At 64.0% G+C, this 25,635-nt stretch carries 20 protein-coding genes; 8 read left to right on the top strand and 12 right to left on the bottom strand.

From position 1 onward, the window contains the following. Positions 1-8: 8 nt before the first annotated feature. Positions 9-1,004, top strand: a complete 996-nt coding sequence (locus tag Q7P63_12665) for a stomatin-like protein (GenBank protein MDP0500939.1) — start codon at positions 9-11, stop codon at positions 1,002-1,004. A 93-nt stretch (positions 1,005-1,097) separates the two neighbouring features. Here Q7P63_12665 and Q7P63_12660 read toward each other — a convergent pair whose 3' ends face one another. Next, entirely contained in the window at positions 1,098-2,912 is a 1,815-nt protein-coding gene (locus tag Q7P63_12660) for a polysaccharide lyase 6 family protein (GenBank protein MDP0500938.1), read from the bottom strand. A gap of 118 nt (positions 2,913-3,030) precedes the next feature. After that, positions 3,031-3,744 (bottom strand): C4-type zinc ribbon domain-containing protein, encoded by a 714-nt coding sequence (locus Q7P63_12655; protein ID MDP0500937.1) that lies wholly within the window; start codon positions 3,742-3,744, stop codon positions 3,031-3,033. Between the two features lie 290 nt (positions 3,745-4,034). Here Q7P63_12655 and Q7P63_12650 point away from each other — a divergent pair, with 290 nt between their 5' ends. The 4 genes from Q7P63_12650 to Q7P63_12635 all read left to right on the top strand — a co-directional run bounded on the left by Q7P63_12650 (position 4,035) and on the right by Q7P63_12635 (position 9,764). Further along, the gene (locus Q7P63_12650) at positions 4,035-6,122 is read left to right on the top strand and encodes a helicase C-terminal domain-containing protein (protein ID MDP0500936.1); all 2,088 of its coding nucleotides are present in this window, start codon (positions 4,035-4,037) and stop codon (positions 6,120-6,122) included. 141 nt (positions 6,123-6,263) lie between these two features. Beyond that, entirely contained in the window at positions 6,264-7,727 is a 1,464-nt protein-coding gene (locus Q7P63_12645; protein MDP0500935.1) for a response regulator, read from the top strand. A 72-nt stretch (positions 7,728-7,799) separates the two neighbouring features. Next, entirely contained in the window at positions 7,800-8,516 is a 717-nt protein-coding gene (locus Q7P63_12640; GenBank protein ID MDP0500934.1) for a serine/threonine-protein phosphatase, read from the top strand. 27 nt (positions 8,517-8,543) lie between these two features. Next, positions 8,544-9,764 (top strand): APC family permease, encoded by a 1,221-nt coding sequence (locus Q7P63_12635; GenBank protein MDP0500933.1) that lies wholly within the window; start codon positions 8,544-8,546, stop codon positions 9,762-9,764. Between the two features lie 61 nt (positions 9,765-9,825). On the opposite strand, the gene phoU is transcribed toward Q7P63_12635, so the two are convergent. Next, the gene (phoU, locus tag Q7P63_12630; protein ID MDP0500932.1) at positions 9,826-10,530 is read right to left on the bottom strand and encodes a phosphate signaling complex protein PhoU; all 705 of its coding nucleotides are present in this window, start codon (positions 10,528-10,530) and stop codon (positions 9,826-9,828) included. A 343-nt stretch (positions 10,531-10,873) separates the two neighbouring features. Beyond that, the gene (locus Q7P63_12625; GenBank protein ID MDP0500931.1) at positions 10,874-13,360 is read right to left on the bottom strand and encodes a DEAD/DEAH box helicase; all 2,487 of its coding nucleotides are present in this window, start codon (positions 13,358-13,360) and stop codon (positions 10,874-10,876) included. 104 nt (positions 13,361-13,464) lie between these two features. Here Q7P63_12625 and Q7P63_12620 point away from each other — a divergent pair, with 104 nt between their 5' ends. From Q7P63_12620 to Q7P63_12610, 3 genes are all read left to right on the top strand, one after another. After that, complete coding sequence (locus Q7P63_12620; protein ID MDP0500930.1) at positions 13,465-13,887, top strand: thioesterase family protein; 423 nt, start codon at positions 13,465-13,467, stop codon at positions 13,885-13,887. Between the two features lie 86 nt (positions 13,888-13,973). After that, positions 13,974-14,618 (top strand): 3'-5' exonuclease, encoded by a 645-nt coding sequence (locus Q7P63_12615; protein MDP0500929.1) that lies wholly within the window; start codon positions 13,974-13,976, stop codon positions 14,616-14,618. 125 nt (positions 14,619-14,743) lie between these two features. Then, entirely contained in the window at positions 14,744-15,373 is a 630-nt protein-coding gene (locus Q7P63_12610; GenBank protein MDP0500928.1) for a hypothetical protein, read from the top strand. A gap of 147 nt (positions 15,374-15,520) precedes the next feature. Here Q7P63_12610 and Q7P63_12605 read toward each other — a convergent pair whose 3' ends face one another. The 8 genes from Q7P63_12605 to Q7P63_12570 all read right to left on the bottom strand — a co-directional run bounded on the left by Q7P63_12605 (position 15,521) and on the right by Q7P63_12570 (position 25,616). After that, positions 15,521-17,374: a TonB-dependent receptor gene (locus Q7P63_12605; protein ID MDP0500927.1), complete on the bottom strand. Its 1,854-nt coding sequence runs from the start codon at positions 17,372-17,374 to the stop codon at positions 15,521-15,523. Positions 17,375-17,676: 302 nt separating this feature from the next. Next, a complete protein-coding gene (locus Q7P63_12600; protein ID MDP0500926.1) occupies positions 17,677-19,011 on the bottom strand; it encodes a cell division protein FtsZ in 1,335 nt (444 codons plus the stop codon). Between the two features lie 20 nt (positions 19,012-19,031). Further along, positions 19,032-20,255 carry a cell division protein FtsA gene (ftsA, locus tag Q7P63_12595; GenBank protein ID MDP0500925.1) on the bottom strand — a complete coding sequence of 408 codons (1,224 nt, stop codon included), beginning with the start codon at positions 20,253-20,255 and terminating at the stop codon, positions 19,032-19,034. Between the two features lie 25 nt (positions 20,256-20,280). Beyond that, positions 20,281-21,207 carry an FtsQ-type POTRA domain-containing protein gene (locus Q7P63_12590; protein ID MDP0500924.1) on the bottom strand — a complete coding sequence of 309 codons (927 nt, stop codon included), beginning with the start codon at positions 21,205-21,207 and terminating at the stop codon, positions 20,281-20,283. A gap of 6 nt (positions 21,208-21,213) precedes the next feature. Further along, on the bottom strand, positions 21,214-22,161 hold the full coding sequence (locus Q7P63_12585) for a D-alanine--D-alanine ligase (GenBank protein ID MDP0500923.1): 948 nt from the start codon (positions 22,159-22,161) through the stop codon (positions 21,214-21,216). Beyond that, positions 22,158-23,288 carry a UDP-N-acetylglucosamine--N-acetylmuramyl-(pentapeptide) pyrophosphoryl-undecaprenol N-acetylglucosamine transferase gene (locus tag Q7P63_12580; protein MDP0500922.1) on the bottom strand — a complete coding sequence of 377 codons (1,131 nt, stop codon included), beginning with the start codon at positions 23,286-23,288 and terminating at the stop codon, positions 22,158-22,160. Before Q7P63_12580 ends, Q7P63_12585 begins: the two co-directional genes overlap by 4 nt. 3 nt (positions 23,289-23,291) lie before the next feature. Continuing rightward, a complete protein-coding gene (locus Q7P63_12575) occupies positions 23,292-24,419 on the bottom strand; it encodes a putative peptidoglycan glycosyltransferase FtsW (GenBank protein MDP0500921.1) in 1,128 nt (375 codons plus the stop codon). A 54-nt stretch (positions 24,420-24,473) separates the two neighbouring features. Further along, positions 24,474-25,616 carry a LysM peptidoglycan-binding domain-containing protein gene (locus tag Q7P63_12570; protein ID MDP0500920.1) on the bottom strand — a complete coding sequence of 381 codons (1,143 nt, stop codon included), beginning with the start codon at positions 25,614-25,616 and terminating at the stop codon, positions 24,474-24,476. Positions 25,617-25,635 lie beyond the last annotated feature (19 nt).

Genomic DNA, 25,635 nt, shown 5'->3' with positions numbered 1-25,635 from the left:
TGCTACCCATGTTTGAATTCTCTCTCGTGATGGCCCTGGTAGTGACGATCCTCGTGATCGTCACCCTGATGAAGACCGCCCGCGTAGTGCCCCAGCGCCAGCAGTTCGTGATCGAGCGCCTGGGTAAATACGCCCGCACGCTCGACGCCGGTTTTCACATCCTCATCCCCTTTATCGACAAGGTCGCCTACAAGCACTCGCTGAAGGAAATCGCCATCGACGTGCCTTCGCAGACCTGCATCACCAAGGACAACATCTCGGTGTCGGTCGATGGCATCCTCTACCTCCAGGTGTTCGATGCCAAGAGCGCCAGCTACGGGATCGAAAACTACCTCTTTGCCGCGTCCCAGCTCGCGCAGACTACCCTCCGCTCCGAGATCGGCAAGATCGAGCTCGACCGCACCTTCGAGGAGCGCGAAATGATCAATGCGGCAGTGGTCGAAGCTGTCGACAAGGCGTCGGACTCGTGGGGCGTCAAGATCCTGCGCTACGAGATCAAGGACATCATGCCGCCCGACTCCGTGCGCGACGCGCTGGAAAAGCAGATGCGTGCCGAGCGTGAACGCCGCGCCGTGGTCGCCAAATCCGAAGGCGAGCGGCAGGCCAAGATCAACGTCTCCGAGGGTAACAAGCAGGAAATGATCAACGTTTCGGAAGGCGAAAAGATCAAGCAGATCAACGAAGCCGAAGGCCGGGCACGCGAAATCGAGCTGTTGGCCGCCGCCACCGCCGAAGGCATCCGCAAGGTAGCCGAGGCCATCAACGAGCCCGGCGGGCAGGAGGCCGTCAACCTCCGCGTGGCCGAACAGTATGTGCGCGAGTTTGGCAACCTGGCCAAGACCAACAACACGATGATCATCCCGGCCAACCTCGCCGACATCAGCTCGGTCGTCGCCACCGCGATGAAGACCATCGAGTCTCTCCCCGCCAAGTCGAAGGCGACAGACGCTCCCGTATCCCATCCGCAAGGCCCTACCCCGCCGCCCTTCCAAGGCCAGTGGTAGTTCCAGTTTCAGGACGCAAAAAAGACCCGGCCAAACCAGCCGGGTCTTCTGTATAAAATCAAATAAGGAAGAATTGGCGGCACAACGATATACCTATCTCAGCGGATTCGGCCCTACGTCAGCCGGGTTGACGGGCAGGCGCATGGCGGTGGCGGGCTGCCCCACTTCGTCGGCGCCGACGTCGGGAACATCGCGTGACTGGCCCTCCAGATCGACGGCGACCGCCAGCTCCAGCGCGGTCGCAGCATCGACCGCCGGGCTGCCCTGCCCCAGCCGGTAGAGCGGCCAGCCATTGACCTCCGCCGCCACCAGCAGCGGGTCGGCTTGCCGGATTTCATTTTCCGGACGGTCGAGGCCAAGGTTCGCGCTGCCGAGCGGGTGGCCGAGATTGCCCGCGAAGGTGTTGCTGCTCTCGGCGGCGGCGTTGGAGCCGAGGTGGTAAAGGTTGTTCGTGCGGTTTTGCACGAGGTTGTTGGCGATGAGATTTTCCTTTGGCGTGAGGCTGTAGTTGAGCCCCAGCGCGATGCCCCAGGCGCAGTCGACGATGGTGTTGTGCGCGACAACGCAGTGCGTGGCGCGCTCGTGGCCGTCGCCACCGGTGCTGTCGGAGGTGTCGCCAGAGTCGAGCAGGATGGGGATGCGGTAGCTGTTGCCGTTGAGGCCCTGGAAGTAGTTGTTGTAGATCTGGTGATGGCTGCCGTAGGCCCGCACGCCGCCGAGATCGTTGCTGTAGGCGTTCTGGTTGTGCTCGTCGCCGATAAAGGCGTTGCCGTAGACCTTGGTTTCGGTGCCGAAGCGGATCGAGATCGACCCGAGCGAGTTGTAAAACGTGTTGTGGCGGATGGTATTGCGCGAAGTCTTGACCGTAATGATCTCGTTCTCGCCGTCGCAGTCTTCAAAGAGGTTGTATTCCACCACGTGGTCGGTCAGCTCATCCTGCGAGCCGCTGACGCCGAAGACGATACACTCGCGGTCGGAGTCGCCCGCAAAGCTGGAGCCATTGGGCAGCGGCACGATGTTCTTGAAGTGGTTGTGGTGGATGTGCAGACGGCGCGTGATGTCGGGCGCGTCGTACTGTACCTTCAGGTAGCTGCCGGTGATCTTCGACTGAGTCTCGGTCGTGCTGACGTTCTTGTTGTCGAAGTCGTTGTAGGCGATCTCGATATCTTCTGAGGCCTGGGTGGTGACGATCGCGTTCTGGTTGTTCGTCACGTCCTTGCAGTCGAAGGTGTTGCGAAGGATGCGCACCCGCTGGGAATTGACTACCTTGCAATAGATCGACGAGGTGTTGGGACCAAAGGCAAAGCCCTCCACGATAATGCCGCTGCTGTTTTCGACATTGAGCGACTTGAGCTCAATCGCGCCCGGCTGGGCGGCACGGATGCGCACGTAACCGTCGGCCACCTGCTTGTTCTTCACCGAAAGGCTGGTGGTGGGGAGGGAGGCGGTGAATTCGATCACGTCCCCTGCCCCGGCATTGGCCACCGCGTTGTCGAACTGGCTGCGGGTCGACACCGGGAAGACCGTGCCTTCCACCACGTAGCCGTCTTCAAAGAGCGTGCGCTCGCTGGCCCAGTCGTAGAAGCGGCGCTGGCCCCGCTGGTCGCTGAACGAGATGCGTTGCCAGCCCTCCACTTCGCCCCAGGCGTAGATGAGCGGATAGTGCTCACTCTGCGACCACATCCAGCGCTGCATCCCGTGGTCGTAAAAGTAAACGCCCTCCGTGTCCCAGTTGCCATCGGTGGGGTAGATCCAGCCGTTGTCGTGGCTCCAGAGCCAGCCGCCAAAATCGTCCACAAACCAGCCTAGCGACGGGTCGTAGCGCCAGTCTTCGACCTCTACCGCATTCGGAAAAGTCGCGGCAGTCAGGGCCGAAGCCGCCAGACATAGCGCGGCGAGCGAGCGCAAAGCAGGAAATAGTACAGGCGAGGGGGTAACAGCAGGGGAGCAGGGGTAGTGCATGCCTGTCTAATAAAAATTAGACACCATCGCCGGCAATCCTAAAATTAAGAGACTGTTTTACGGCTCAGGCTTCCCAGTAGAGCAGACGACCGCAGCTATCGCAGCGCGGGTGGTCGAGATGGCGGCGCACCTGGCTCTCGACTTCGCCGCTCACACGCAGGTGGCAACCCGGGCACTTGCGGTCTTCGCTCAAGGGCACCACAAAGGGAGCGCGGCGCACCTGGCTTTTTACGTAGTCGTAGGCCTTGCGGGTGGCAGGGGTCAGCACGGCGCCCGCTTCTTCGGCATCGGCGCGCGCCTCATCCAGCTCGGCTTCGGCGGCGGCCTGCTGCTCCTGCAGGGCAGCAATCTGGCGGCGGAGGCGGTCGACTTCGGCGGCGACTTCCTCCTTCAGTGCGTCGAGAACAGCGCGCTCGCTCTCGATCTGGTCGAGCATCTCCAGCACGTTGTCTTCGAGGTCGCTGATTTTCTGCTCCTGCAGCTCGATTTCGTGCGTGAGGGCCGCGTATTCCTCGTTTTTCTTCACCTGGAGCTGCTGCGTCTTGTAGCGCACGATGGCCGTCTCGTGGTCTGCAATCTGCCCTTCCGTGTGTTGGCGCTTCAGCTCCGAGGCCTTGAGCGCCTGCTCGGCGGCGTGCTGACGGGCCTGCTCCTGCTTGATGCCGGCCTCGGCGGCGGCGATCTCCTGGGGCAGCCGCGAGAGTTGTTTCTGGAGGGTGTCGACGCGGACGTCGCGGTCCTGCCAGATAAGAAGGCGCTCAATTTCTTGCCGGTCCATGCGGACCTCAGTCTTACGCAGCCGAACCGACTGGCAATCCCAAAGGGGGGCGGCACAAGGATTTCCCGCATGGGTGGCGCCCTCTCCGGGGTGCTGATCCTTTTCGACGCAACCGGGGGGTCTGCGCTATGCTCCGACGCCTCGGCTAACTGCTGGCATCCTCCGGAGGCGGAAAATCCCGGTGGGCTGAGCTGGGACGCGACGGTTTTTGCTTGGACTCGGGCGATGATGAACAGAAGATCACAAGGCTGAGGCAGTTGCGGCTGCCCCACCCGCGCCTAACTTGCACCATGATCGGCTTTCACGAGACACCCACCGAATCGGCCCCGGCTTTCAATGCCGCACGCCAGTTGCCGCCGCTGGTCGACGGCATCTTCGGGCCCAAGGGCTACCTCGTGCGTCAACTGGGGTTGGAACACCGCGCGCCGCAAGCCCAGATGGCCCGGGCGGTGGCCGAAAGCCTGGGCGGGCTGGAGCCGCTGCTCTTCGAGGCAGGCACGGGCGTGGGCAAAAGCCTCGCCTACCTCATCCCGGGGCTGATCTGGGCACAGGAGACCAAGCGGCCCTTTGTCGTCTCCAGCCACACCATCGCGCTGCAGGAGCAGATCTTGCAAAAAGACCTTGAGCTGTGCCGCTCGCTCTTTCGTCAGGTGCCCGCGCTGGAACACTACGCCGACTTCCGGTCGGCCCTGCTCGTGGGCAAAGGCAATTACCTGTGCGGCACGCGGCTGAAACAGGCCCAAGCCCGACACCAGGAGCTCTTCAAGGGCCCGGAGATGATGGAGCTGGAGCGCATTGCCGCGTGGGCTGCCACTTCTCAACACGGGATGCGGCAGGAGATGGACCCGGCCCCGCGCAGCGATGTGTGGGAGTGGGTGAGCGCCGATGGCCATGCCTGCAACAACCGCAACTGCACGCCGGAGACCTGCTTTTACCGTAAGGCGCGCCAGCGGATCGACGCCTCGCACATCCGCATCGTCAACCACAGCCTGCTCTTCGCGCTACTGGCGGCTGGCTTTTACCCGCAGGGTGAGAAGACGGGCGTGCTCTTCCCCGAAGACGCTCTCGTGCTGGACGAAGGGCACACGATCTACAACGTGGCCACCGAGCACTTTGGCGAGCACCTCAGCTCCTATGGGCTCAAGCGGGCGCTGCGGCGGCTCTGGTATCCGGAGAAGCGGCAGGGTCTGATGGCCAAGTGGCCCGGCTCGCGCGGCAAGGACGAGGTGACGCTGGCCTTGGCCGAAGCGGACATGTTTTTCGACCAACTGAAAGACACGCACCTCAAGGACCACAAGATCATCCGGTTGCGCGACGGCGGCTGGGCCGAGGATCACCTCTTTCATGTGCTTACGGCGGTGCTGAAGCCGGTCGACCAGAATTGGGACCGCATGCAGGACGGGCCCGACCGCGACGAGCTGAAGGGCGCCCGCGACCTGCTGAATACCTACCGCGTGAGCCTGCTCAATTGCCTGCAGTGCGCCGAGGAGGGCAGCGTCTATTGGCTGGAGCAGACCGGGCAGCGCGAACAGATAGTGACCCTGCGCTCGGCCCCGCTTTCGGTCGCCCCGATCCTGCGCGAACGCCTTTTTCACCGTGACACGGGCGTGATTGTGACCAGCGCGACCCTCGCCGAAGGAGTCGACATGCGCTCGTTCCAGCAAAAGATCGGCGCGCAGGGCCAGCGGGCGGAGCAGACGCCCTCCCCCTTCGACTACGAGCGCAACATGCAGGTGCTGATCGCGGCCGACGCCCCGGCGCCCAACCCCCGCAACGCCCGGCTCGACAACGAGTGGCTAGCCGAAGCGATCTCGTTTGCCGTACAGGCGGTGCCGGGCGGTAGCCTCGTGCTCTTTACCAGCTACCGCGACCTCGACCTCGTCGCCGCGCAGGTCGAGCCGGAGCTGCACGCCGCCGGGCGCCCGTTCTTTCGCCAAGGTGTCGGCGGCTCACGCGGCGCGCTGGCGCAGGGCTTGCGCGACGCGGGCAACGGCGTGCTCTTCGGCACCGAAAGCTTCTGGACGGGCGTGGATATTGCCGGCCCCGCGCTCCAGCAGGTCATCATTACGCGCCTGCCTTTTGAAAACCCGACCCACCCGGTCGCACAAGCGCGGGCAGAGCGGGTCCAGGCAGCTGGTTACTCACCTTTTGGCGTGCTCATGCTGCCGGCAGCATTGGTCAAATTCCGGCAAGGCATCGGCCGCCTGATCCGACGGTCCGACGACAAAGGCATCATCACAATCCTCGACCCCCGCATCCTGCAAAAACCATACGGGAGACAGTTTCTGGATGTTATACCTCAAAATGATATACGTCGTTTCGACCGACATACCAGAGTTGAAGCATTTAGCATCGCATCGAGGTTAACTACCCAATAAATTCCACCTAAACAACGCAAGCGGCGCGGCGATAGTGTGTTGCCGGGCGATTTGAGAGTTGCGGTAGTCGACCCGATGAATTTGTGTTTGGAACCGGAGCGATTGACTCCCACTGCTTCATCCATGCCCCTTGCAGCGCCCATGGATTTCATTTCTGCCGCCACCTCCGCCACGCTCACCCATTTGCCGCATCCGATCCTGGGCGATACCGGAGCTATCGGTTTTGCCTTGGCCGGCCTGATGACGCTCGTCGCCGCCGGCGCGGTCTTTTGGGCCAAGAGCAGCTGCAAGGGCTCCGCCGCCAAGGTCGGCACGCTGCAGGAAGACCTTGAACGCGAACAGGAGGCACGCCGGCAAAGCGAACAGAAGCAACAACAGCTGCTCGCCGCCGCCAAGAGCAAGGCCCTCGAAGCCGATGCGGCCAACCGCGCCAAGAATACGTTGCTCTCCAACATGAGCCACGAGTTGCGCACGCCGCTCAATACCGTGCTGGGCCTCTCCGAAGTGCTGTTGACGACCGAGCTCAACGCCGAGCAGACCGAGTACATGCAGGCGATCAAGGGCAGTGGGCAGACGCTGCTCAACGTGATCAGCAACATCCTCGACTACGCCAATCTCGAAACGGGCCGGCTGGAGCTGAAGGCTTCGCGCTTCGACCTCGGCGAACTGGTGGCGGAAGTCGAGTCGATGTTCCGCGTGGAGGCACGCCGCAAAAACCTGCGCTTTGCCTGTCGGCTGGCCGAAGAGGGCTCGATCAATATCCAGACCGACCGCGAGCACTTCCGCCGCGTGCTCGTCAACATCGTCAGCAACGCGATCAACCGCACCGACAGTGGCGACGTGGCGATGGCCGTCTACCGCCAGCGCCTCCAGAATGGCGAAAAGACCACGCTGGGCGAGAAGCTGCACTACCGCCTCACCATCGTGCTGGCCGACACCGGGCCGGATCTGAGCGACGAAGAGCGCGACCAGGTCTTCAACCCCTACCAGCAGACGACCGACACCAGCGCGCCCAACCAGTTTTCCAATCACCTGAGCCTCGCCCTTTCTAAGCGGATCATCGAGGCGATGGACGGGGAGGCGACGATCGAGCCCAACCGCCCACGCGGCATGCGCTTCAAGGCCACCGTCGAAGTCGCAGGCTTTGTCGGCGCTCCGATCAAGGAGGCGGCGGCCAACAAGCCCAAGCCCAGCATGTACAAGCAGGCCCTGGCCAAGAGCTTCTACAGCCAGCAGGTGCTCGTGGTCGACGACAACGCCGCCAACCGCAAGGTGGCGATGGCCCTGCTCAAGAAGATGGGTCACGAGAGCGACTTTGCCGAAAATGGACAGGAAGCCCTCGATGCCCTGCGCGAGAAAGACTACGACCTCGTGCTGATGGATATCCAGATGCCAGTGATGGGCGGGGTCGAAGCCACCGAGAAGATCCGCGCCGGCGCGGCGGGTGAGAAAAACGAAGACATCCCCATCATTGCCGTGACCGCCTTTGCCATGACGGCCGACCGAGAGCGCTACCTGGCCTGCGGCATGGATTATTACATCACCAAGCCCCTCAAGCCCGACACCCTGCGTGAGGTATTGACCCACGTCGCGCGCAAAAAGTAAAAGAACCGTCTACGGCCTCCACGTTAAAACGGTTGTCATGCCTGTGCGATCGTTTATGACGGTGAAAGCAGCATGAAGCTCACCTCCTTTGGCATCTCCGACATCGGTCACGTCCGCGCCCAAAACGAAGACCGCATCCTCCTGAAGGACGACCTGCAGGTCTACGCCGTCGCCGACGGCCTGGGAGGGCTCCCCGGCGGCAGCCTCGCCGCCGAAATGACGGTGCGCAACCTGGAAGACTGGGCACGCGAACACCTCGTGGGCGACAAGATCGAATTCCCGGAGATATTCGAGCGCATCAACGAAGTCGTCTACGCCGAAGGGCAGCGCCTTCACCCCAACGTGGGCATTGGCAGCACCCTCACCAGCATCCGCCTGCTCGGCAATACCCTGCACTGTGGCCACGTGGGCGACTCAGCCGTCTACCTCATCCGCCGCGGCTACCTTTCGCAACTGACGGAGGAGCATACGCTCGCCGCAGAGCTGCAGGCCCGCATGGGCAAGCATTGGGACGAAATCCCGGATTACTTTTTCCACACGCTGACCCGCTGCATCGGGCAAAAGGACGCGGTGGAAGTCTTTACCTGCGAAGAGGTGCTGCAAAAGGGCGACCGCATCCTGCTCAGCACCGACGGGCTGACCAAGGTGCTCACCCACAAGCAGATCCTCAACTCGATCGAGGCCCACCTCTCGCCCGAAGCCGCTGGCCGCAGCCTGATCGAAGACGCCCTCGAAGCAGGCGCTCCCGACAACGTGTCGCTCGTCTTGCTCTACGTGCAAGACGTCTAAGTCCTCTCCCCGCTGCTGCCCACGCGTATGGCTTCCCCTCTGCAGCGGACCGTGGGCCTGCCCGGAGCCGTTCTGCTGGGGCTTGGTGCCATGCTCGGCACAGGTGCCTACGTCGTCATCCCCGATCTGGCTTTGCGGCACGCACCGGCGACCGTTTTCGCCGCGCTGGCCGTGGCAGCCCTCGTCGCGTGGTGCAACGGGCTGTCGAGCGCCCGACTTGCCGCCGCCCACCCGGTAGCTGGCGGCACATACGCCTACGGGCGTGCCTTTGCGACGCCTCTGGTAGGCCAACTCGCAGGCTGGCTCTTCCTCATCGCCAAGTCTCTCACTGCCGTAGCCGCCGCCAAGAGCCTCGCGGCGATGGCCGGCCTGCCCCATCCGGCCGCCTCCGGTGCGCTCGCGATGCTGGCGGTGGTCATCTGGACGGCATTGATCCTGGTCGGGCTGCGGCGTACGGCGGTCGTGAATCTCGTGCTGGTAGCAGTCGGGATCATCGGATTGGGGCTATGGGCCACCCATGGGGTCTTTGTCGACGCCAGCCCGGCGGCCACCTTCGAACCCATCTCCGGGTTGACCTTGGCGGCGCTGATCTTCGTGGCTTTCACCGGCTATGGCCGCATCGCCACCTTGGGGGAAGAAATTCGCGAGCCGCAGCGCAACATCCCGCAGGCAGTCCTCCTCACCGTGGTGACGACGGCTCTGCTCTACGGCGCGCTGGTCTGGGCCACCCCGCGCTACGGGCTGGCGGCGGGCGACCATGCCCTGCCCTTGCCGGAGTTGGCGTTGAGTGCCGACCTACCCGTCTGGCAAGTCGGAGCGCTCACGCTCGGCCTGCTTTGTGCGGTGGGCGGGGTGCTGCTCAACCTGATCCTCGGCCTCAGCCGGGTGGTGCTGGCCATGGCGCGCCACCGCGACCTGCCTGCCGGGCTGGCCGAACTGGACGCGCGCCACGAGCCGCGCCGGGCGATCCTGGCGGTAGCCCTCGCCTTGCTGCTCCTGATCCCGTGGGGCGATGTACGCCTGGCCTGGGCTCAAAGTGCCGCCGCCGTCCTGCTTTATTACGGGCTGACTAATCTGGTGTGCATCGGCCATAGCTGGCAACAGCGCCGCCGCCTGCCGTGGTTCGCGCTGGCGGGCGGTGCCGGATGCCTCCTGCTGGCAACCCAAGTGCCGCTCTACGCCTGGCCGCTGGTGGTCGGCATCTGCCTGCCGGGCCTCGCCTTCAGCCGTTTCGCGATCCGTAAATAAAAAGAAAAAGCGTGCGGGATCGGGTCCCGGCACGCCTTGGAAAAATCGGTTTGTAGAGCGCCTACAGGTTGGAGGCCACTTCGTCGCGGTGCTGACGCTTTTGGCGCTTCATGTCTTCGTTGTGGCGCAGGTCCTGAGCGCGGTAGAGGTAGATCACCTCTTCGGCCAGGTTGGTCGCGTGGTCGGCGATACGCTCCAGCGATTTGGCCACAAAGACGAGGTCGAGCGCGGTATTTACCTGCGTGGGGTTCTTGGCCATCCACTGCGCGCACGACTGGTAGATGTCGCGGTGCATGGCGTCGGCTTCACCGTCGCGGCCCGGGATCAGAGCGGCCTTCTCCGTATTCTCAGTCAGGAAGCAGTCGATCGAGTCGCGCAGCATTTCGAGCGCGAGCTCCCCGAGTTGGGGGATGAGGAAAAGAGGCGGCGTCGGGGCCTGGTTGAGCACGCGCAGAGTGCGCTTGGCGATGGTGCAGGCTTCGTCTCCCACGCGCTCGAGGTCGTGCCCGGCCTTCATGCCCGTGGTGATGAGCCGCAAGTCCGAAGCGACGGGCGAACGCAGCGAAATGTAGCGAATCCCCTCGTTGTCGATGTCCTTCTCCAGCTCGTCCACTTCGTCGTCGAGTTCAAGCGAACGTCGAGCCAAAGCGGGGTCTTGCTCCGTCAAAGCCTTGAGGGAGAGACGGGTTTGCTCGATGGCCCTTTCACCCATCAGCACGAGCTTGCTGCGAAAGGACTCTAATTCACTGTGATAGAAACGACGCATTTTACGGACTTTACTTTGAATATCGGACAGAAAACGGGTGAAGCAAACCTTAACCAAGGATTTGCGTACGATTGTCACAAACTGCGGAAGATCGCGACGCAAGGCCTGCGGTTCCCTCTACTTCAAGGGAGAGTAGCAAAAGACCCGCCTTGTGGGTGCAAGACGGGTCTTTTAGGGATTGGGGGGAACTATAAGGATGCTATGAGTAGTAGGAGAAAGCAGAGTCTGCTTTGCTCATCGTAGTATCTTAAATGCCACGACACGTGTAAAGTACTTTTAAGAATTTTTGGTGATTTTTTTGAACGTCCCCCTAAACAAGGGCGTCGCAACCGGGCTAAACCCCTTAGTCGGCCGTTACGCGGTAGCGAATCAGCTCCAACAACGAGTCGAATTCACGCTCGAGCGCCGCCGGCCCCGACACGTCGTCGACGATCTCGGCCAGAAGGGCCGACTTCTGTTGCTTCAGCTCTTCCACCCGCTCCTCTACAGTGCCACGCGTCACCAGGCGGTAAACCATCACCGGGCGCTCCTGGCCGATGCGGTGGACACGGTCGATCGCTTGCGCCTCCACGGCAGGGTTCCACCACGGGTCGAGCAGAAACACGTAATCGGCCGCGTGCAGCGTAATCCCCACCCCACCGGCCTTGAGGCTGACGAGGAAGGCGGCCGCGCCCGCGTGCTCCTGGAAGTCTTCCACCAGCTGGCCCCGCTTGCGCGTCTGGCCCGTCAGCTCGAACTGGCGCAGGTTGGGCAACTCGGCCCCCAGCGCCTTGCCCACGCGGTCGAGCAACTGCGTGAACTGGCTGAAGATGACCACCTTGTGGCCGCTGGCGACCACCGGCTCCAAGAGTTCGAGCAGGCGCACGATCTTGGCGCTGTGCGCCCACGCGTGCTTTTCGCCCGGCAAGAGCGAAGGATCGCAACAGACCTGACGCAGGCGCGTCAGCAGGCTGAGCACCTGCATGCGCCCTTGCGACCATCCACCTTCCGCATTGACCGTGTTGCCTTCGGTCAGCTGCTGGTAGAGGTGGCGCTGGCTGGGCGTGAGCGGGCACCATTCGACCATCTCGGTCTTGGGCGGCAGCTCTTGCGCCACGCGGTCTTTCGTCCGCCGCAGCATAAAGGGCTCGCAGCGCTGCCGTAGTTCGGCCACTGCCGTGGTGTCTCCCGCCGTCGCCGCGCCCTCTTCCCAGCGCTGGGCACTGCCGAGCAGGCCCGGCATGAGGTAGCGCATGATCGACCACAGGTCGAGAGGCCGGTTTTCCACCGGGGTACCTGTCAGCGCGAGGCGTTGATCGGCCTTCAGATCCCAGCAGGCCTGGGTGACTTTCGCCCCCGGGTTCTTGATCGTATGAGCCTCATCGAGCACGACCGTCTGCCAACGCCCTTGGGTAAACCACGCCTTGCGCCGGCGGACCTGGGCGTAGCTCGAAAGATACAACGCTGGCTCTTCGGCAAATGCCTCGCGCAACTGGCGATCGACAATGCGCACCGGCAGTTCCGGGAACCAGCGCTGGGCTTCGCGTTGCCATACGGGCACGACGCTGGCCGGGGCCACCACGAGCAGCGGAGACGGCTGTTGCGCCCAGATCCGCTGTAGGAGGCAAAGGGTCTGGAGCGTCTTGCCGAGGCCCATCTCGTCGGCCAGCAGCGGATGCCCGCCTACCTGCAACACGTGGTGGAGCCATTCGACGCCTTGCTTCTGGTAATCGCGCAGCTCCGGCGGCAAGCCTTCCAGCTCTTGCGGGCCTCCGCGCACCAGCGCCTCCCACTCGTGCAGCTCGCCCCCCAGCTCCACGCGGAAGGGGCTCTGGTCGAGCAAGGCGCGCAGGAGGTAGCGCGGGCACGGGCGGTTACCCTTCAGCGCCTCGGCCGCCACCCCGCCGGTCAACCAGCCCTGCCAGGACGAAGGCCAAGCCAGTAGCCCCCACTCGGCGTGCACCAGCACCTGGTTCGGGCGGGCCAGCAGGCGGCGCAAAACATCTTCGGGCAGCACCTTGCCCTGCACGCGCAGTTGCCAGCCCAGCCGCACCTCGCCCTGCTCGATGTGAGCCTCCAGCCAGCCGCGCACCACCTGCACCCCACGCGCGAGCCGCTCGACTTCGGGCGAAACTTGCGAGGGGAAGGCTTCCTGCCAGCGCGGCAGCTCCACGCGCACGAAATCGACCAGTCGGTCCGAATCTTCGAGCACAAACTCGCCGTGCTTGCGGGGCTGAAGGGAGCTTTGGTGCACCTTCGCGGTCAAGCGGATCAAAGCCTCCCGCGCCGGGCGGTCGAGCACCGCCTCGCCATTGATCGGGCGTCGCGGCCCATCGAGCCCTTCGCGCCAGAAGGCACGCAGGCGCAGGCCCTTGGGCGTGAGGCTCCAGTCGAGCTCCACCGGCGGAGGGCCTGCGGGCTCCGGGGCTTGCAAGGAGGAACGCCGGTTGACATCGGCCGGAGCCGTCTCTTCGTCATCCTCCGGCTCCGCGTCGTCGAGCTTCTCCGGCAGCGGGGTCAGCTCGTCGCCCACCAGCTCTTCGATCTCGTAAAGCCCCGCCACGGCCAGGGCCCGGCCCTGCATCGCATCTTCGTGCGAGGCGCGCACCCGCAGGCGCTCGGCATCCCACTCCAGGGTGGCGTAAGTAGGCGTCCGGTCGTGCTTGCGGGAGACGACGGCCAGCTCCGGCTCCAGTTCGACCGATTGCAGGACGCCGCTGCGATACCATTCGCGCCCCAGCTGCAGCTCGTGACGCTCGAAGTATTGCTCCCAGGGCACAGCCAGACGCTCCAGCCAGCGCTGGAGGGCGGCTCGCGTGTAGTGACGGCGGATGGCGCGACGCGCAGTCATGAACCGATCATCTTGAAGGGCTCAGGGACATCCGAGCAAGCGCGAATCTCCACCCCCTGCGCATGCGGCTTGCCAAAACACCCACACCCGCCACCTTGGGGTGCATGCCGGAAACCTTTGTCCATGAGCGCCGTGTGGCCTTTGCAGAGACCGATGCGGCCGGGCTCGTGCACTTCAGTAACTTCTTTCGCTACATGGAAGAAGCCGAGGCCGCGCTCTTTCGCCGCATCGACTGGCCGGTCTTCCGGGGAGGCGAAGCGCTGGCGGGCTTCCCGAAGCGCGCGGTGCAGTGCGACTACCGACGACCGCTCTATTTCGACGATGTTTTTACCATCGAGGCCCGCCTTTTGGAGATGCGCTCCTCGGCCCTGCGCTGGGAATTCACTTTGCGCCGAGGAGAGGCCGTCCACGCGGTGGGGCAATACACGACCGTCTATGCCCGTCGGGAGCCGGGCAGCCTGGGGATCGCCCCGTCCATCCTGCCCGATGCACTGCGAGACCGCCTGACACCCTACCTCGCAGGCTGAAGCAGAACGGAAAAAGAGTTTGCAGAAAGGAACTTGCCGGGAGTAAGGTTAAGCCCAACGCACGAATAGTCGAAGTTAAAGCCGTTGTGAGTGAACCCGCTACCATAAGCCACCAGATCGCGAGCACGATTTCCAAAGATCAGATCAACGATCTGCCGCTCGGGCGCTACGAAGGCCCCATCCGCCTCATCAGCCGCGACGAGGAGGTTGCCGCCGCAGCCGAAGCCCTTTCCCACCAGTCCCTCCTCGGTTTCGACACCGAGAGCCGCCCTTCTTTCAAGCGCGGCCAGAACTACCCCCCTGCCGTCCTCCAACTGGGCGGCCCCGAAGAAATCTACCTCTTCCAGCTCCTGCAGCTCACCGAGCTCCAGCCCGTGCTCGATCTGCTTTCCAATCCCGCGATCAAGAAAGTGGGCGTGGCGATCCACGACGACGTGCGCAAGCTGCGCGAGCACTACGAATTCAAGCCCGCGGGCTTCATCGAGCTGGCCGACATCAGCCAGGCAGCCGGCATCGTCAATACGGGCCTGCGTAGCCTGACCGCCCTCCTGTTGGGCTTCCGCATCTCCAAAGGCGCGCAAGTCTCCAACTGGGCTCGGCCCGACCTGAGCGAAAGCCAGCTGACCTACGCCGCCACCGATGCATGGACCAGCCGACAGCTGTACCTGCGCATGGAGGCACTGGGATGGACCCAGCTTTCCGGCAAGTCCGACACCTTAAATGAGTTGTAAAACCAGGAGAATTCTTGCCTTTTAGTTAGACTTGGCCACGTTGGCAGCACAGAAAAGGTTTGTCATCCCGAGGATTCTCCATATTCCCATCATTTGATCCTCTTAACCATCCTCTCTTGGACGCTATGAAACTTCAAACGCAACTGATCGCACTTCTGATCGCTTCGCTGGCTCCGATCACCGTGGTCTCGGTCTCCGCCCAAGGCACCACCACCACGCAATCTTCGACCCCGACAGCATCCTCGCTTCGTGCCCTTGTGACTGCCCAACTGCCGTCCGGCGTCACGATCGAGACCGCTTCCGACGCTCAACTGCGCACCGCCATCATCAATGCGGTCAACGCAAACCCGAGTCTCGCCGCCCAAATTGCTGCCTCCGTCGCCGTTTACAGCCCGGAAAAGGCCACCGTCGCCGTCAAGGCTGCCACGGCCGCCGCCACCTCGGGTGAATCCAACGTGCAGACGCGCGCCGAGATCCTGGCCAAGATCGCCAACACCGCCGCAGCCGCCCAAAGCAGCGCCGGCACCACTGGCCGCCAGAACGCCGAAACTTTTGCCCGCAATGCCGCGCCGGACGCGAACCTGACCGAAGCGCAAGCAATCGAACGCCTGCCTGACATCGAACCCGATCCGGTTCCCACCGAAGAAACCGGTGGTGGCACCGACGTGGAAGGGCCTCTGGATCCCGAAGGTGACGGCCCTGACGATATCGACCCGATCGACCTTCCTTCGACCCTCGAAGGCATTCAGAGCTAAGCTGCCTTCAGGTTTCAATGACTTTACGGCCCGTTGCCCAAAAGCAACGGGCTTTTTTGTGCACCTTTAGATAGCACAAGAAGAACCCCACACCATAACAGGCGTGGGGCCCATCATTTGCTTGAGGATGCCCTGAGCGGAAAAATCTTACCAGCGGTAGATCGCACGCAGGCTGCCTGAGCGGCCTTCCCCCGGGGTTCCCGGCAGGTCCTGAAAATTTGTGTTCAGAACGTTGTCGACCACCAGGTCGAGCGAAAGTCGTTCGACCCATTGCACGTTCCAGGTCAGGCCCAGCGAGATCAGCAGAGCACGGTCCCCATCCTGACGCAGGGCGTTTTCTTCCTGCTCGCGCGCTTCGACATCGGCCCGCCATTCCAGGAAGCTCGGCAGGTTCAACACGCCCGAGAGAGTCAGCCGGTGCTCGGCGTAGTTGAGGCCGTAAAACGAGGCATCGAACCCGCCTTCCAGCGAACCCAGCTCAGGATCCTTGTCCAGATAGGCATAGCCGAGGGTGGCGCTGGCAGCTTCCCAGCGGCGGGTCGCCATCAGCTCAACGCCGGTCGTATCCACGTCGAAGGCGCGGGCGTAGCGTGCCCCCGTGCCGCCAGTGATGTAGACCCAGTCCACAAAGTCCTGCGCCGTGCGGTAAAAGATGGCGGCCCGGGCCGAAAGCGTTTCGGTGTCGATCTGGTAGCCGAACTCGTAATTGGTGGTGCGGACGGGCCCCAGCGCGCGGTTACCCCGAAAGAGCCCGCCCGTCTCACTGGAGTTGAGGGCGGTATAACCCATGACCTGGCTGTCCCCCGCCACCTCGGCATAGACCTGCTGGGTGCGTTGGTCGCCCCGATGCTGCCAAGCCACCCGGGCGAGCGGCGAAACGGTGCCCTTGTCACGATTGGTCTCCAGATAGCTGGTGCCTGCCAGCAGGCTCAAATCGCTCTCAGCCGAAAGGTGATGGCTGTATTCGGCGGCAGCGTCGACGCTCCAATAGGTGCGGCTCATGAATTTGCCGTGCGTGAGCCCCGTCGATTCCAAGGTGTCGGCCAGCAGCGAACTACTGTAGACCAGCGCCCACGCCGGGCCAAAGACATGGCGACCTTGCACGCCCCCACCCCATACCCGCGTCTCGTGCTCAAACGCATTGTTGGGAGCGTCGCGGTTGAATTCGTAGTCGTCGAGCAGGCTGCGGTAATACCCACCCACGGCAAGTTCGCTGCCCTCGCCGTAACGCTGCTGGTGGTTGAAGCCCGTCAGGAACACCTCGTAGGCGTCGTATTCGTTAGCCGTGCCGTAGAGACCACCCGTATACATGTTGGGCCAGCCGTATTCCTTGTCCATATAGGCAGCGAAGACGTCCGTCTGCCCCTGCTCGCCGCGTAGCTGCACCCGACCGCTGAGGCGCTCCATCTGGTAGTCTCCCCGATCGACCGTGCCGTCCCCCAGGCTGCGCGCGGCGCCAAAATCGACCGCCAGTTGCCGACCCAATACGGGCTGTTCCAGGCGATAGCCTTGGTAGAGCGACTGGCTGTTCCCATCGGGCAAGGTGTAGCCGAGGCTCAACTCACCCCGGGTGTCGATGGGCGCAAATTGGTAGGCGACCGTGCCGCTGGTGGCGTTGAAGCCGCCCAGTGCGTGCGCGACCCCCGTCATCACGGTCGGGCGACGCAGCATGTGCGGGTCGACCGGCAATTCGGCGAAGTAGTGCCCCGTCTGCGGATCGTAAAGCGGCAGCGCGCCGAGGGTAAAGCTGGTGTTCTCAAAAATGCCACCCCGGATCGACACATCGGCCTGTGTTTCGGCCAAACCACGCGACTGCACGTCTACCCGCGTCTCGTAGCGCAAGAGCGTGACGGGTAGCTCAAACCCGCTGGCCGGCGTCTCGTTGGCCGTCAGGCTGGGCGTGACGGCGATCGGCGCCAGCTCGAACACTTCCGGTTCTTCCGCCCAGACCGGCAGCGCCAGCAGGGGGATCAAGGTAAGGGGCATGAAAGGCTTTTTCATGATGCGTAGCCCTTTTCAGGGTACAGAACCGCGAAGGCAATATGTTAATCAAATGTTACCGATTTAGTTAACATAGTTAACAAACCGCTTCCAACTCGCCAACCAGCGATGTGCGCCCCACACTCCCGAGATGCCCTTCGAGCTGACCAAGCAGGAAAAGCGCGCGCTGGTGGTGCTGCTGATCCTGAGCACGCTGGCCCTGATCGGGCTGCTCGTGATGTAGCGTGCGCCAAAAGAAAAGCTCACCCGAGAGCGGGTGAGCTTCTATCCTTCACGGATCCTCTCTTTGCAAAAGGTCGACGCTAGGCCTTGCGGGACTCGACCGCGATCTTGATGCCCCGCCGCAGATAGGTGGGGATGTCGAGATCTTCGCCTTCGTACAGGTTGGCCTCGGTGCGCTCGAAAAGTCCGCGGTTGTCTTCCAGGCGGGGGAAATCGAATTCGGACTGCTTACCCGGGTCGTGCGGAGAAAAGGGCTCGACTTCGTTTTCATCCAGCTCTGGCGGCACGACCAGGTTGAAAAGGTCTGGCTCCGGCTCTTGCACCGGCGGCGGGGTCTTCTCCCCTTTCACACGCACCTGCGGGGCCTGTGCAGCGGCATTGGCGGCCGGCACGGGGATAAAGCGGCGGTTGCTCTTGGCGGGGCTGCCCACATCGGTGGTGCCGATGACGGTGAGCGAAAGCTGGTCGCCCAGCTCGGAGTCGATCACCGCGCCGAGCACCGTATGTTCTTTGCTGCCAAAGCGATCCGTCACATACTGCAGGATCTCGTGCACCTGCGTCATGGTAAGCGAGGTGCCGCCGGTGATGTTCACGATCAGGCGGTCGGCCTTGCGCAGGTAACGGTTTTCCGGCAAGTGGAGCAGAGGGCAGAGGTCGAGGTTGCGGATCACCTGCGCCACGGCGTCTTCCCCTGCCCCCTCGGCGGTACCGAAGAGCGTCTTGCCCCCGCGGCAGGTAAAGGCACTGCGCAGGGTGGCGAAATCGACGTTGATGAGGCCTTGCAGGAAAAGCATCGACCAAATCGAACGCACGCCCTTGCTGATCCACTCGTCCGCCAGCGCGAAGGCTTCCATCACGGTAGCCTGCTCGTCGATCTGCTGGAGCAAAAGGTCGTTGGGCAGCGAAATCACGGCGTGGCAGTGCTCGCGCAGGCGGATCAGCGCCTCATCGGCCTGTTGCTGGCGGCGGCTGCCCTCCCGGGTGAAGGGCATGGTGACGAAGGCAATGACGATCGCGCCCGAAGCTGCCGCCGTCTCGGCCACCACCGGAGCGGCACCGCTGCCCGTACCCCCACCCAAACCGGCGAGGAGAAAGACCAGATCGACGCCGTTGACCATCTGCTCGATCAGGCGGCGGTCGGCCTCGGCAGCCTGGCGACCGATCTCGGCTTCGCCTCCGGCGCTCATGCCACGGGTCAACGCCCGGCCAATCATCAGCTTTTCGCCAATCGGCGAGACGGAAAGGGTCTTGGTGTCGGTATTCACCACCGCCAGGTCGACCTGGTCGAGCTGGTCGATCTTCAGGCGGTCGACGGCGTTGTTCCCCGCGCCGCCCACGCCGACGATCTTGACGCGGATGCCGTGGGAGTCGAGTTCGGCCGACTGCAGCGGGCTGTCTGAAGTGAAATTGTTCATCGGTCGAAAAAGCGGGAGGCTTATTTGAAGAGTTGGCTCACCATCGTGAGCAGGCGCGGCTTGCGGACTTGCGTCTCCGCCGGGGCGGCAGGGCGCTGCTGGTTGCGCAGGCCGTAGTTGAGCAGGCCGAGCACAGTGCTGTATTCCGGGGTGCGCAGCTCCTTGTGCACCACCCAGTCCGGGTTGGTCCCGCGCCGAACGTCGACACCCAGCACGTGTTCCGCCAGCTCGGGCAGGCCTTGCAACTGAGTGGCGGCCCCCGTCAGCACGACGCCACCGGCGAGTTGCGCGGGGCTCACCTGGCTGCCGAGGCGGTTCTTGAGGATCGTGAAAATCTCTTCGCAGCGCGCATGCAGGATGCGGGAGATCGAGATCATGGGGATCGGGCGGTCTCCGATCGACATGTCGTTAAAAGCCATCGTCGTCGTCTCGCGGTCGTCCTTGGTGAAGATCGCACGGCCTACGCGGAGCTTCAGGGCCTCGGCCACCTGCGCGGGCAGGCGCAGTCCAAGGCTCAAATCGTTGGACATATGCTGGCCCCCCACGGCGAGGGTGCCCGTGCGTACGATGTGCCCGTGACGATACAACACGTAGTCGGTCGAGCCCGCACCGATGTCGACCACCAGCACGCCCGCCTGCTTCTCTGCATCGGTGGCCACCATGCTGCCGGCGGCGATGCTGGAAAGCACGACATCGTCCACGTCCATGCCGAAACCGTTGATCACGTGGAGGGCGTCGCTCACCTTTCGCTCGTCACCATGCACGTGCCAGTAACGCGCTTCGAGGCGCTGGCCCTGCATCCCGATGGGGTCGCCCACTTCGCGCCCGTCGAGCACGAAGCCGCTGCGCACGTGGTGGATGTAGACGCGCCCGGGGGGCAGCGCCTTGCTCTTGGCGTTGGCGGCGGCGCGGCGCAGGTCGTCGCGCGTCACAAAGTTGTCCGGGTCGGCCACGGTGACCATGCCGGGGTTGGAAAAGCCTTGGAGGTGGCTGCCGCTGAGCGAGAGGTAGATGCCTTCGATCTGCGCGCCGGCCTGCTTCTCGGCCTGCAGGATGGCGGCATGCGTGCCGTCGCTGGCCTGGCGCATGTCGACGATCTCCCCTTTCCTGATCCCGTTGGAGCTGGTTTGGCCCATGCCGATGATGTTCAGGCTGCGGCCTTGGTGGACTTCACCGACGAGGACGACGATCTTGGAGGTGCCCATTTCGACGGCACCGATGATCTTGCTGCGCGGGAGAGACATAGGAATTTACAGAGGGAAGTGGTAATTAGGGCAGGCGGACGACGGCGTGCTCCGGGTAGGATACGTCGACCAGAGCCAGGGTGTTGACCCGGCTCGATTTGGCGCGGAGGTAGAGCTGACGCGCCGCCGCCAGTTGCGAGGGAAAATCTCCGGAGGGTGAGAACACCCACTCCTTGACGTAGTTGCCGTAGACGGTAATGAGCGCGTCGGGCGCATTCACATCGCCGGAAAAGCGTTCGAGCGAGATTGCGCGCCAGTCCTGCCACAGCTCGGGCGTGCGGTTGGCGGCGGTTTCGAGGAACTCGGCCACCACATCCATCCCGTAGACCGGCGCATAGCGGCCCGGCCCCGTCGAGGTGAGCGGGATTCCGGTCGCCCCGGGCAGGCGCATCAGGCGCTCGCGGGAGTAGTTGTAGCCTTCGTAAACGGTGCCGTCGCGCGCGATGAGGGCGACGCCGTAGCGGCCATCGGGCCATTGGGTGCGCACACGCAACAGCGGCTCGCGCTCCTGCACATCGATATGGAGCGTGCCGGGCAGCTCCAGGCGCAGCTCCGCGCCGGAAATCTGGGGCTGGTCTTCAAGCGTGGCCTTGAGCGCAAACAGGTCGAGGTCGAGCGGCTTGACGTCTTCCGGCAGTGCAAGCTGGCGGATGACCCAATCGCGCGTCAGCACACCATCGGTCGTCACCTGGATGTGATCGAGCGTGCCCTTGGGCGTCGGGTTGGTCACGACCGCCCAGTTTTCGCCCGCAAACCAGATCGTCCAGGCCGTGCCGCCCAACAGCGCGCACACGAGGAAGGCGTAGGCGGCGATGCGCATGGCGCGCAGGCGGCGGCGCATCCGGGCCTTTTCCGTCTGCGGCCGTACCTTGCGACGCGCCTTCTGCTGCTGGAGCGTTCTCCAGTTGCGGGCGTCGACGGTGTCGGAGGCGGGATCGGTAAGGCGCGGCATGAGACGTTATTCGGCAGAGCCCTGCCGCGAAAAACGCAGCAGCGCGGGTTGCAGGAGACGGTTGACGAGAGTCGGAAAATCGAGGCCGAGGTGCGCGGCGGCACTCTTGGGCAGCAGGCTGGTGGGCGTGAGGCCCGGCAAGGTGTTGACCTCCAGGAAGTAGGGCTGATCTTCGCGCAGGAGGAAGTCTACCCGCGCGACATCGCGACAGTGGCACGAGTGGAAGGCCGCCTTGGCCAAGGCGCGGACGCGCTGCGTAACGGGGGCCGATAGCTCGGCCGGGTAGCGGTATTCGGTGGCGCCGGCGGTATATTTGCTCTGGTAGTCATACACGCCGCTGCGGGGCACGATCTCGACCACCACCAGCGGTTCGCCGTTCAGGACGCCGATGGAAAGCTCGCGCCCGGCAATGCGCTCCTCGATCACGTAATCGCCCGCCGGCAGGGTTTCGACCGCCTCTTGCAGCTCGACCAGGTTGCTGACCATCACCAGCCCGATGCTGCTGCCGCCAAAGCGGGGCTTGATCACGAGCTTTGGCCCGAGGCGGGCGAGCGTGTCGGCCAAGTCGAGGCCTTCGTTGGTGTGCCAGGCGACGCCGGCGGCAATCGGCACACCTACGCGCGAAACCGTCTCCTTGGTGCGCTGCTTGTCCATGCACAAGGCGCTGGAAGCCGCGTCGCTACCCACGTAGGCAAAACCTTGCGCCTCCAACTGAGCCTGCAGGCGCCCGTCTTCCCCTGCCCCACCATGCAAGGCCGGGAAAATCACGGTCTGCTTGGGGTCGAGCCCTTCCGGCAACGTATCAGCGCGCCAGTCGACCAGATCCACCTCGTAGAGCCCGCGCAGGGCGTCGGCCACAGCACGGCCCGAAACAAGGGAGACTTCTCGCTCGTCGGAAGTGCCGCCGTGGAGGACGGTGATGCGGGGCTGCGACTGGGAAAGGTTGGAGGTCATGTGGCAGAGCCGGTAGAAGCCGTGGCCTGCTCCACCTGCCGGGCGGAGAGGATGAATTCGATATCTTGCACCATCGTGAGGCCCGCATCGTCGCTGGCGAGCAGGCGCAGATTTTCGCGCATGCGCCCGAGCAGCCAGTCGTTGAAGACAAGGTCGAGCGCCTCCGTCAGCAGGGTATCGAGCTTGTTTTGCGGGACGACGATGCCGCCGCCGCGCTGCTCCAGATACTTGGCGTTGGCCGCCTGGTGGTTGTCCGCCGCGTGCGGGTAAGGGATCAGGATCGAGGGCGTGAGGCAGCGCACCAGCTCGGCCAACGTGCCAGCCCCGGCGCGTGTGATCGCGATGTCGGCCACCGAGAGCAGCTCCGCCATCTTGTCCGTAAACGGGATCCACTGGAAGCGGACCTTGAAACCCTCCGGCGAGTCGTAATCGGCCGTGCGCGCTTCGCCCTTGTTGGGGCCCGTAACGCAGATGACCCAGATACCTTCGTTGATAAGGGTGTGTCGGTGCTCCTCCACCCAGTCGTTGAGAGAGGTCGCGCCCTGGCTGCCGCCGAGCACGACGACCAGCTTGACGCCGATCGGGATGCCCCAGCGCTCGCGCACTTCCGCCTTTTTGATGTGCTGCACTTCTTCGCGCAACGGCAGACCCAGCGGGCGCACCAGGTGGTTGGGCACGCGCGGGTGACGCACGCCGGCAGGCAGGTAGACGCGGCAGGCAAAGGCGGAAAGCATCCGGGTGGCTTTCCCGGGCACGCGGTTGGCCTCGTGCAGCACCAGCGGGATCTCCCACATCTTGGCCATCAGCGCCCAGGGCAGGCCCAGAAAGCCGCCAAAGCTGATCACCACATCGGGCCGGTCGCGCTTGAGCAGCGTAGCCGCAATGACGAAGGCTCGTGTGTAGGCCCACAGGCAGCGCGTCAGGCGCAAGGGGTTCCACGAAAACGGGCGACCGGGGGCGCGCAGGAAATCGAAATCCGGATAGTGCTTGGCCAGCCGGCTGTCGACATCCTTGTTGCTCACGACGAGACGGCAGCTATGCCCGCGAGCCCTCCAACGCTGCGCCAGCGCGATGCCCGGGGCCAGGTGTCCGCCAGTGCCTCCGCATACGATGTAGGCCTTGGCCATGGCTCAGCTCGCCACCTCCCCTGCCACATTGCGGAGCGGGCGTCGCCACTCGTGCAGGCAGTTGAGGATGAGGCCGATGAGGATGAAGTTACCCAACAGGTTGGAACCGCCGTAGCTGATCATGGGCAGCGACATGCCCTTGGTGGGCAGCAGGCCCGTGGAGACGCCGAAATTGATCAGCGCCTGCAGGGTGATGAACAGCATCGCGCCCGTCACCAGCAGGAACTGGAAGAGGTTGGGCGCGCGCCGCAGCTGGGTGGTGACGAGGGCGAAGAAAAGCGCAAAACCGGTGACGACCAGGCAGGTCGCGAGCAGGCCCAGCTCTTCGCCGATGATCGGGAAAATAAAGTCCGTATGAGCCTCGGGGAGGAAGGACAACTGCTGGCGCCCCTGCCCCAGCCCTGCGCCTTCGAGCCCGCCCACGCCAAAGCCGATGATGCCTTGCTGCAGCTGGTAGGTGCCGTCGGCCGCGTTACCCTGCACGTCGAGGAAGGCGGTGATGCGGGCCAGACGCACGGGGTCTTGGGAAATGAGGTAAGCCACCGCCGCCGCGCCGCCGATCCCGGCCGGGATGAGGTAGTAAAGCCGCACGCCTGCCAGGAAGAGCAGGATGCCGCCCACGACGGCAAAGAGCACCGCCGTCCCGTAATCGGGCTCCAGAAAGATCAGGGCGACTGGCAGCCCGATGATGATGCCGGGCAGCACAAAGCCACGCAGGAAAGTGCCGCTGTAGCGCTGGTTGATGGCAAGGAAGTGGCTCAGCGCAAAGAGCAGCGCAATCTTCGCTATATCCGTCGCCTGCAGCGTGAGCGGGCCGACGATGATCCAGCGACGCGCGCCATTGGTCAGCTTGCCGATGCCGGGGATCAATACGATCACCAGCAGTAACAGCCCGGCGGCTGCAATCGGCCAGGCCAAGCTGCGCAAATGCTCCAGGTTGAGCCGCCACGCGACCAGCATCCCCATCAGCGCCACCCCCATGAAGATGGCCTGACGGGTGAAGTAATACATCTCCAGCCCCGGCCGGGCACCGCGCCCGATGCTGTAGAGCATCAGCAGGCCGAGCCAGCAGAGGCAGCCCACCAGCAGCACGATGACCAGCTCCACCCAGCCGCGACGAACCAGGTTCATGCGGGTGGGCTCAAGCGTGGGCTCTCGGGTGCTGGCGAGCATCAAGGTGGAGGATTAGTTGCCTTCTTCGGACTGGACCGGCACCGGGGGCAGGTCGTCGAATTCCAGATCGCTCAGCGCATCTTCGTCGGCGTCCGACGAGCTGTCGGTGGTGGTGCCACCGCCGATGATGAGCGGCTGGTTGCTCTCCGGCTGGATCCGGGTGGGTTGGCTGGAAGTGGTCGTCTGGGCCGGGGCGGAGGGCCTTGGCGCCGGGATCGCGGCAGGCTTGGGGGCCGGCTTGGCCGCAGGCGCGGCGGAAGCGGTGGAGCCAGCGGCGGGGATCACGAGCTTGTCGCCTGCACGAATCAGGTCGCTCGTGAGGTTGTTGGCGCGCTTGATCGCGGCCACCGTGGTGCCATGGCGGCTGGCGATACGGCTCAGGCTGTCACCCTTCTGGATCGTGTATTCCTGGCCGTTGGCGAGCTGCTTTTTGGGCTCGTTCGCGTGGCGGGCCTGGGTCTGTGAGGGCACCGTGGAGACGGTCGAGCCTTCTTCGGGGATGAAGAGCTCCTGGTCGGGGAAGATCACGTCGCCCTTCAGGTTGTTGGCGGCACGCAGGGCGGCGACGGTGGTGCCGTTCTGGGTCGCGATGCGGCTCAGGCTGTCGCCCTTTTTCACCACGTAGGTGCGCGGGGCCGAGTCGGGGCGGCTGCTGGCGGTGCTGGACGAGCTGGAGGGCGTGCGGTCCACCTCCGGGTTGATCAGCGGGGTCAGGCGGCCTTCATTGGCGGCCGTCGAGCCGGTGGAGCGGCTGGGCGTGCTGGGCGCGGGGGCGGTGCTTTGCGTCGGCGCCGGGTTGTTGGGGCGCGTCGGCGGGGCCAGGCGGCTGGAAGAGCTGCCCGAGCTGGCGGTGTTGGTGCCATAGCTGGCGCCGGAACTCGTCGGCAGGTTGGCGTTGAAGGCCGGGTCGACCTGCTGGCGCGTGGGCGTCGGCTGGGCCTGCATCGGCTGAACTTGCGAAGTGGGAGCCGGGCGAACGCCGGACACGGGCTGCTGCGTCTGCGGCAGGGAGCTACGCGGTGGCGGAGCGTCCTGCGACGACGATTGGCAGCCGGGCTGGAAGAAAAGGATACCGATCAGGCCGGCGTGAACGGCCACGATCAGCCCGAGCAATTGCGGAAATTTCATGGGCGGGCGGGAGGCTTCAGGTTCCATGGTATCTGAGTGTGACGGA

Source organism: Verrucomicrobiota bacterium JB022 (genome assembly GCA_030673845.1).
Taxonomy (GTDB): Bacteria; Verrucomicrobiota; Verrucomicrobiia; order Opitutales; family Oceanipulchritudinaceae; genus WOUP01.
Note: the sequence above shows the minus strand (reverse complement) of the source record. Positions and strands in the feature narration are given on the sequence as shown.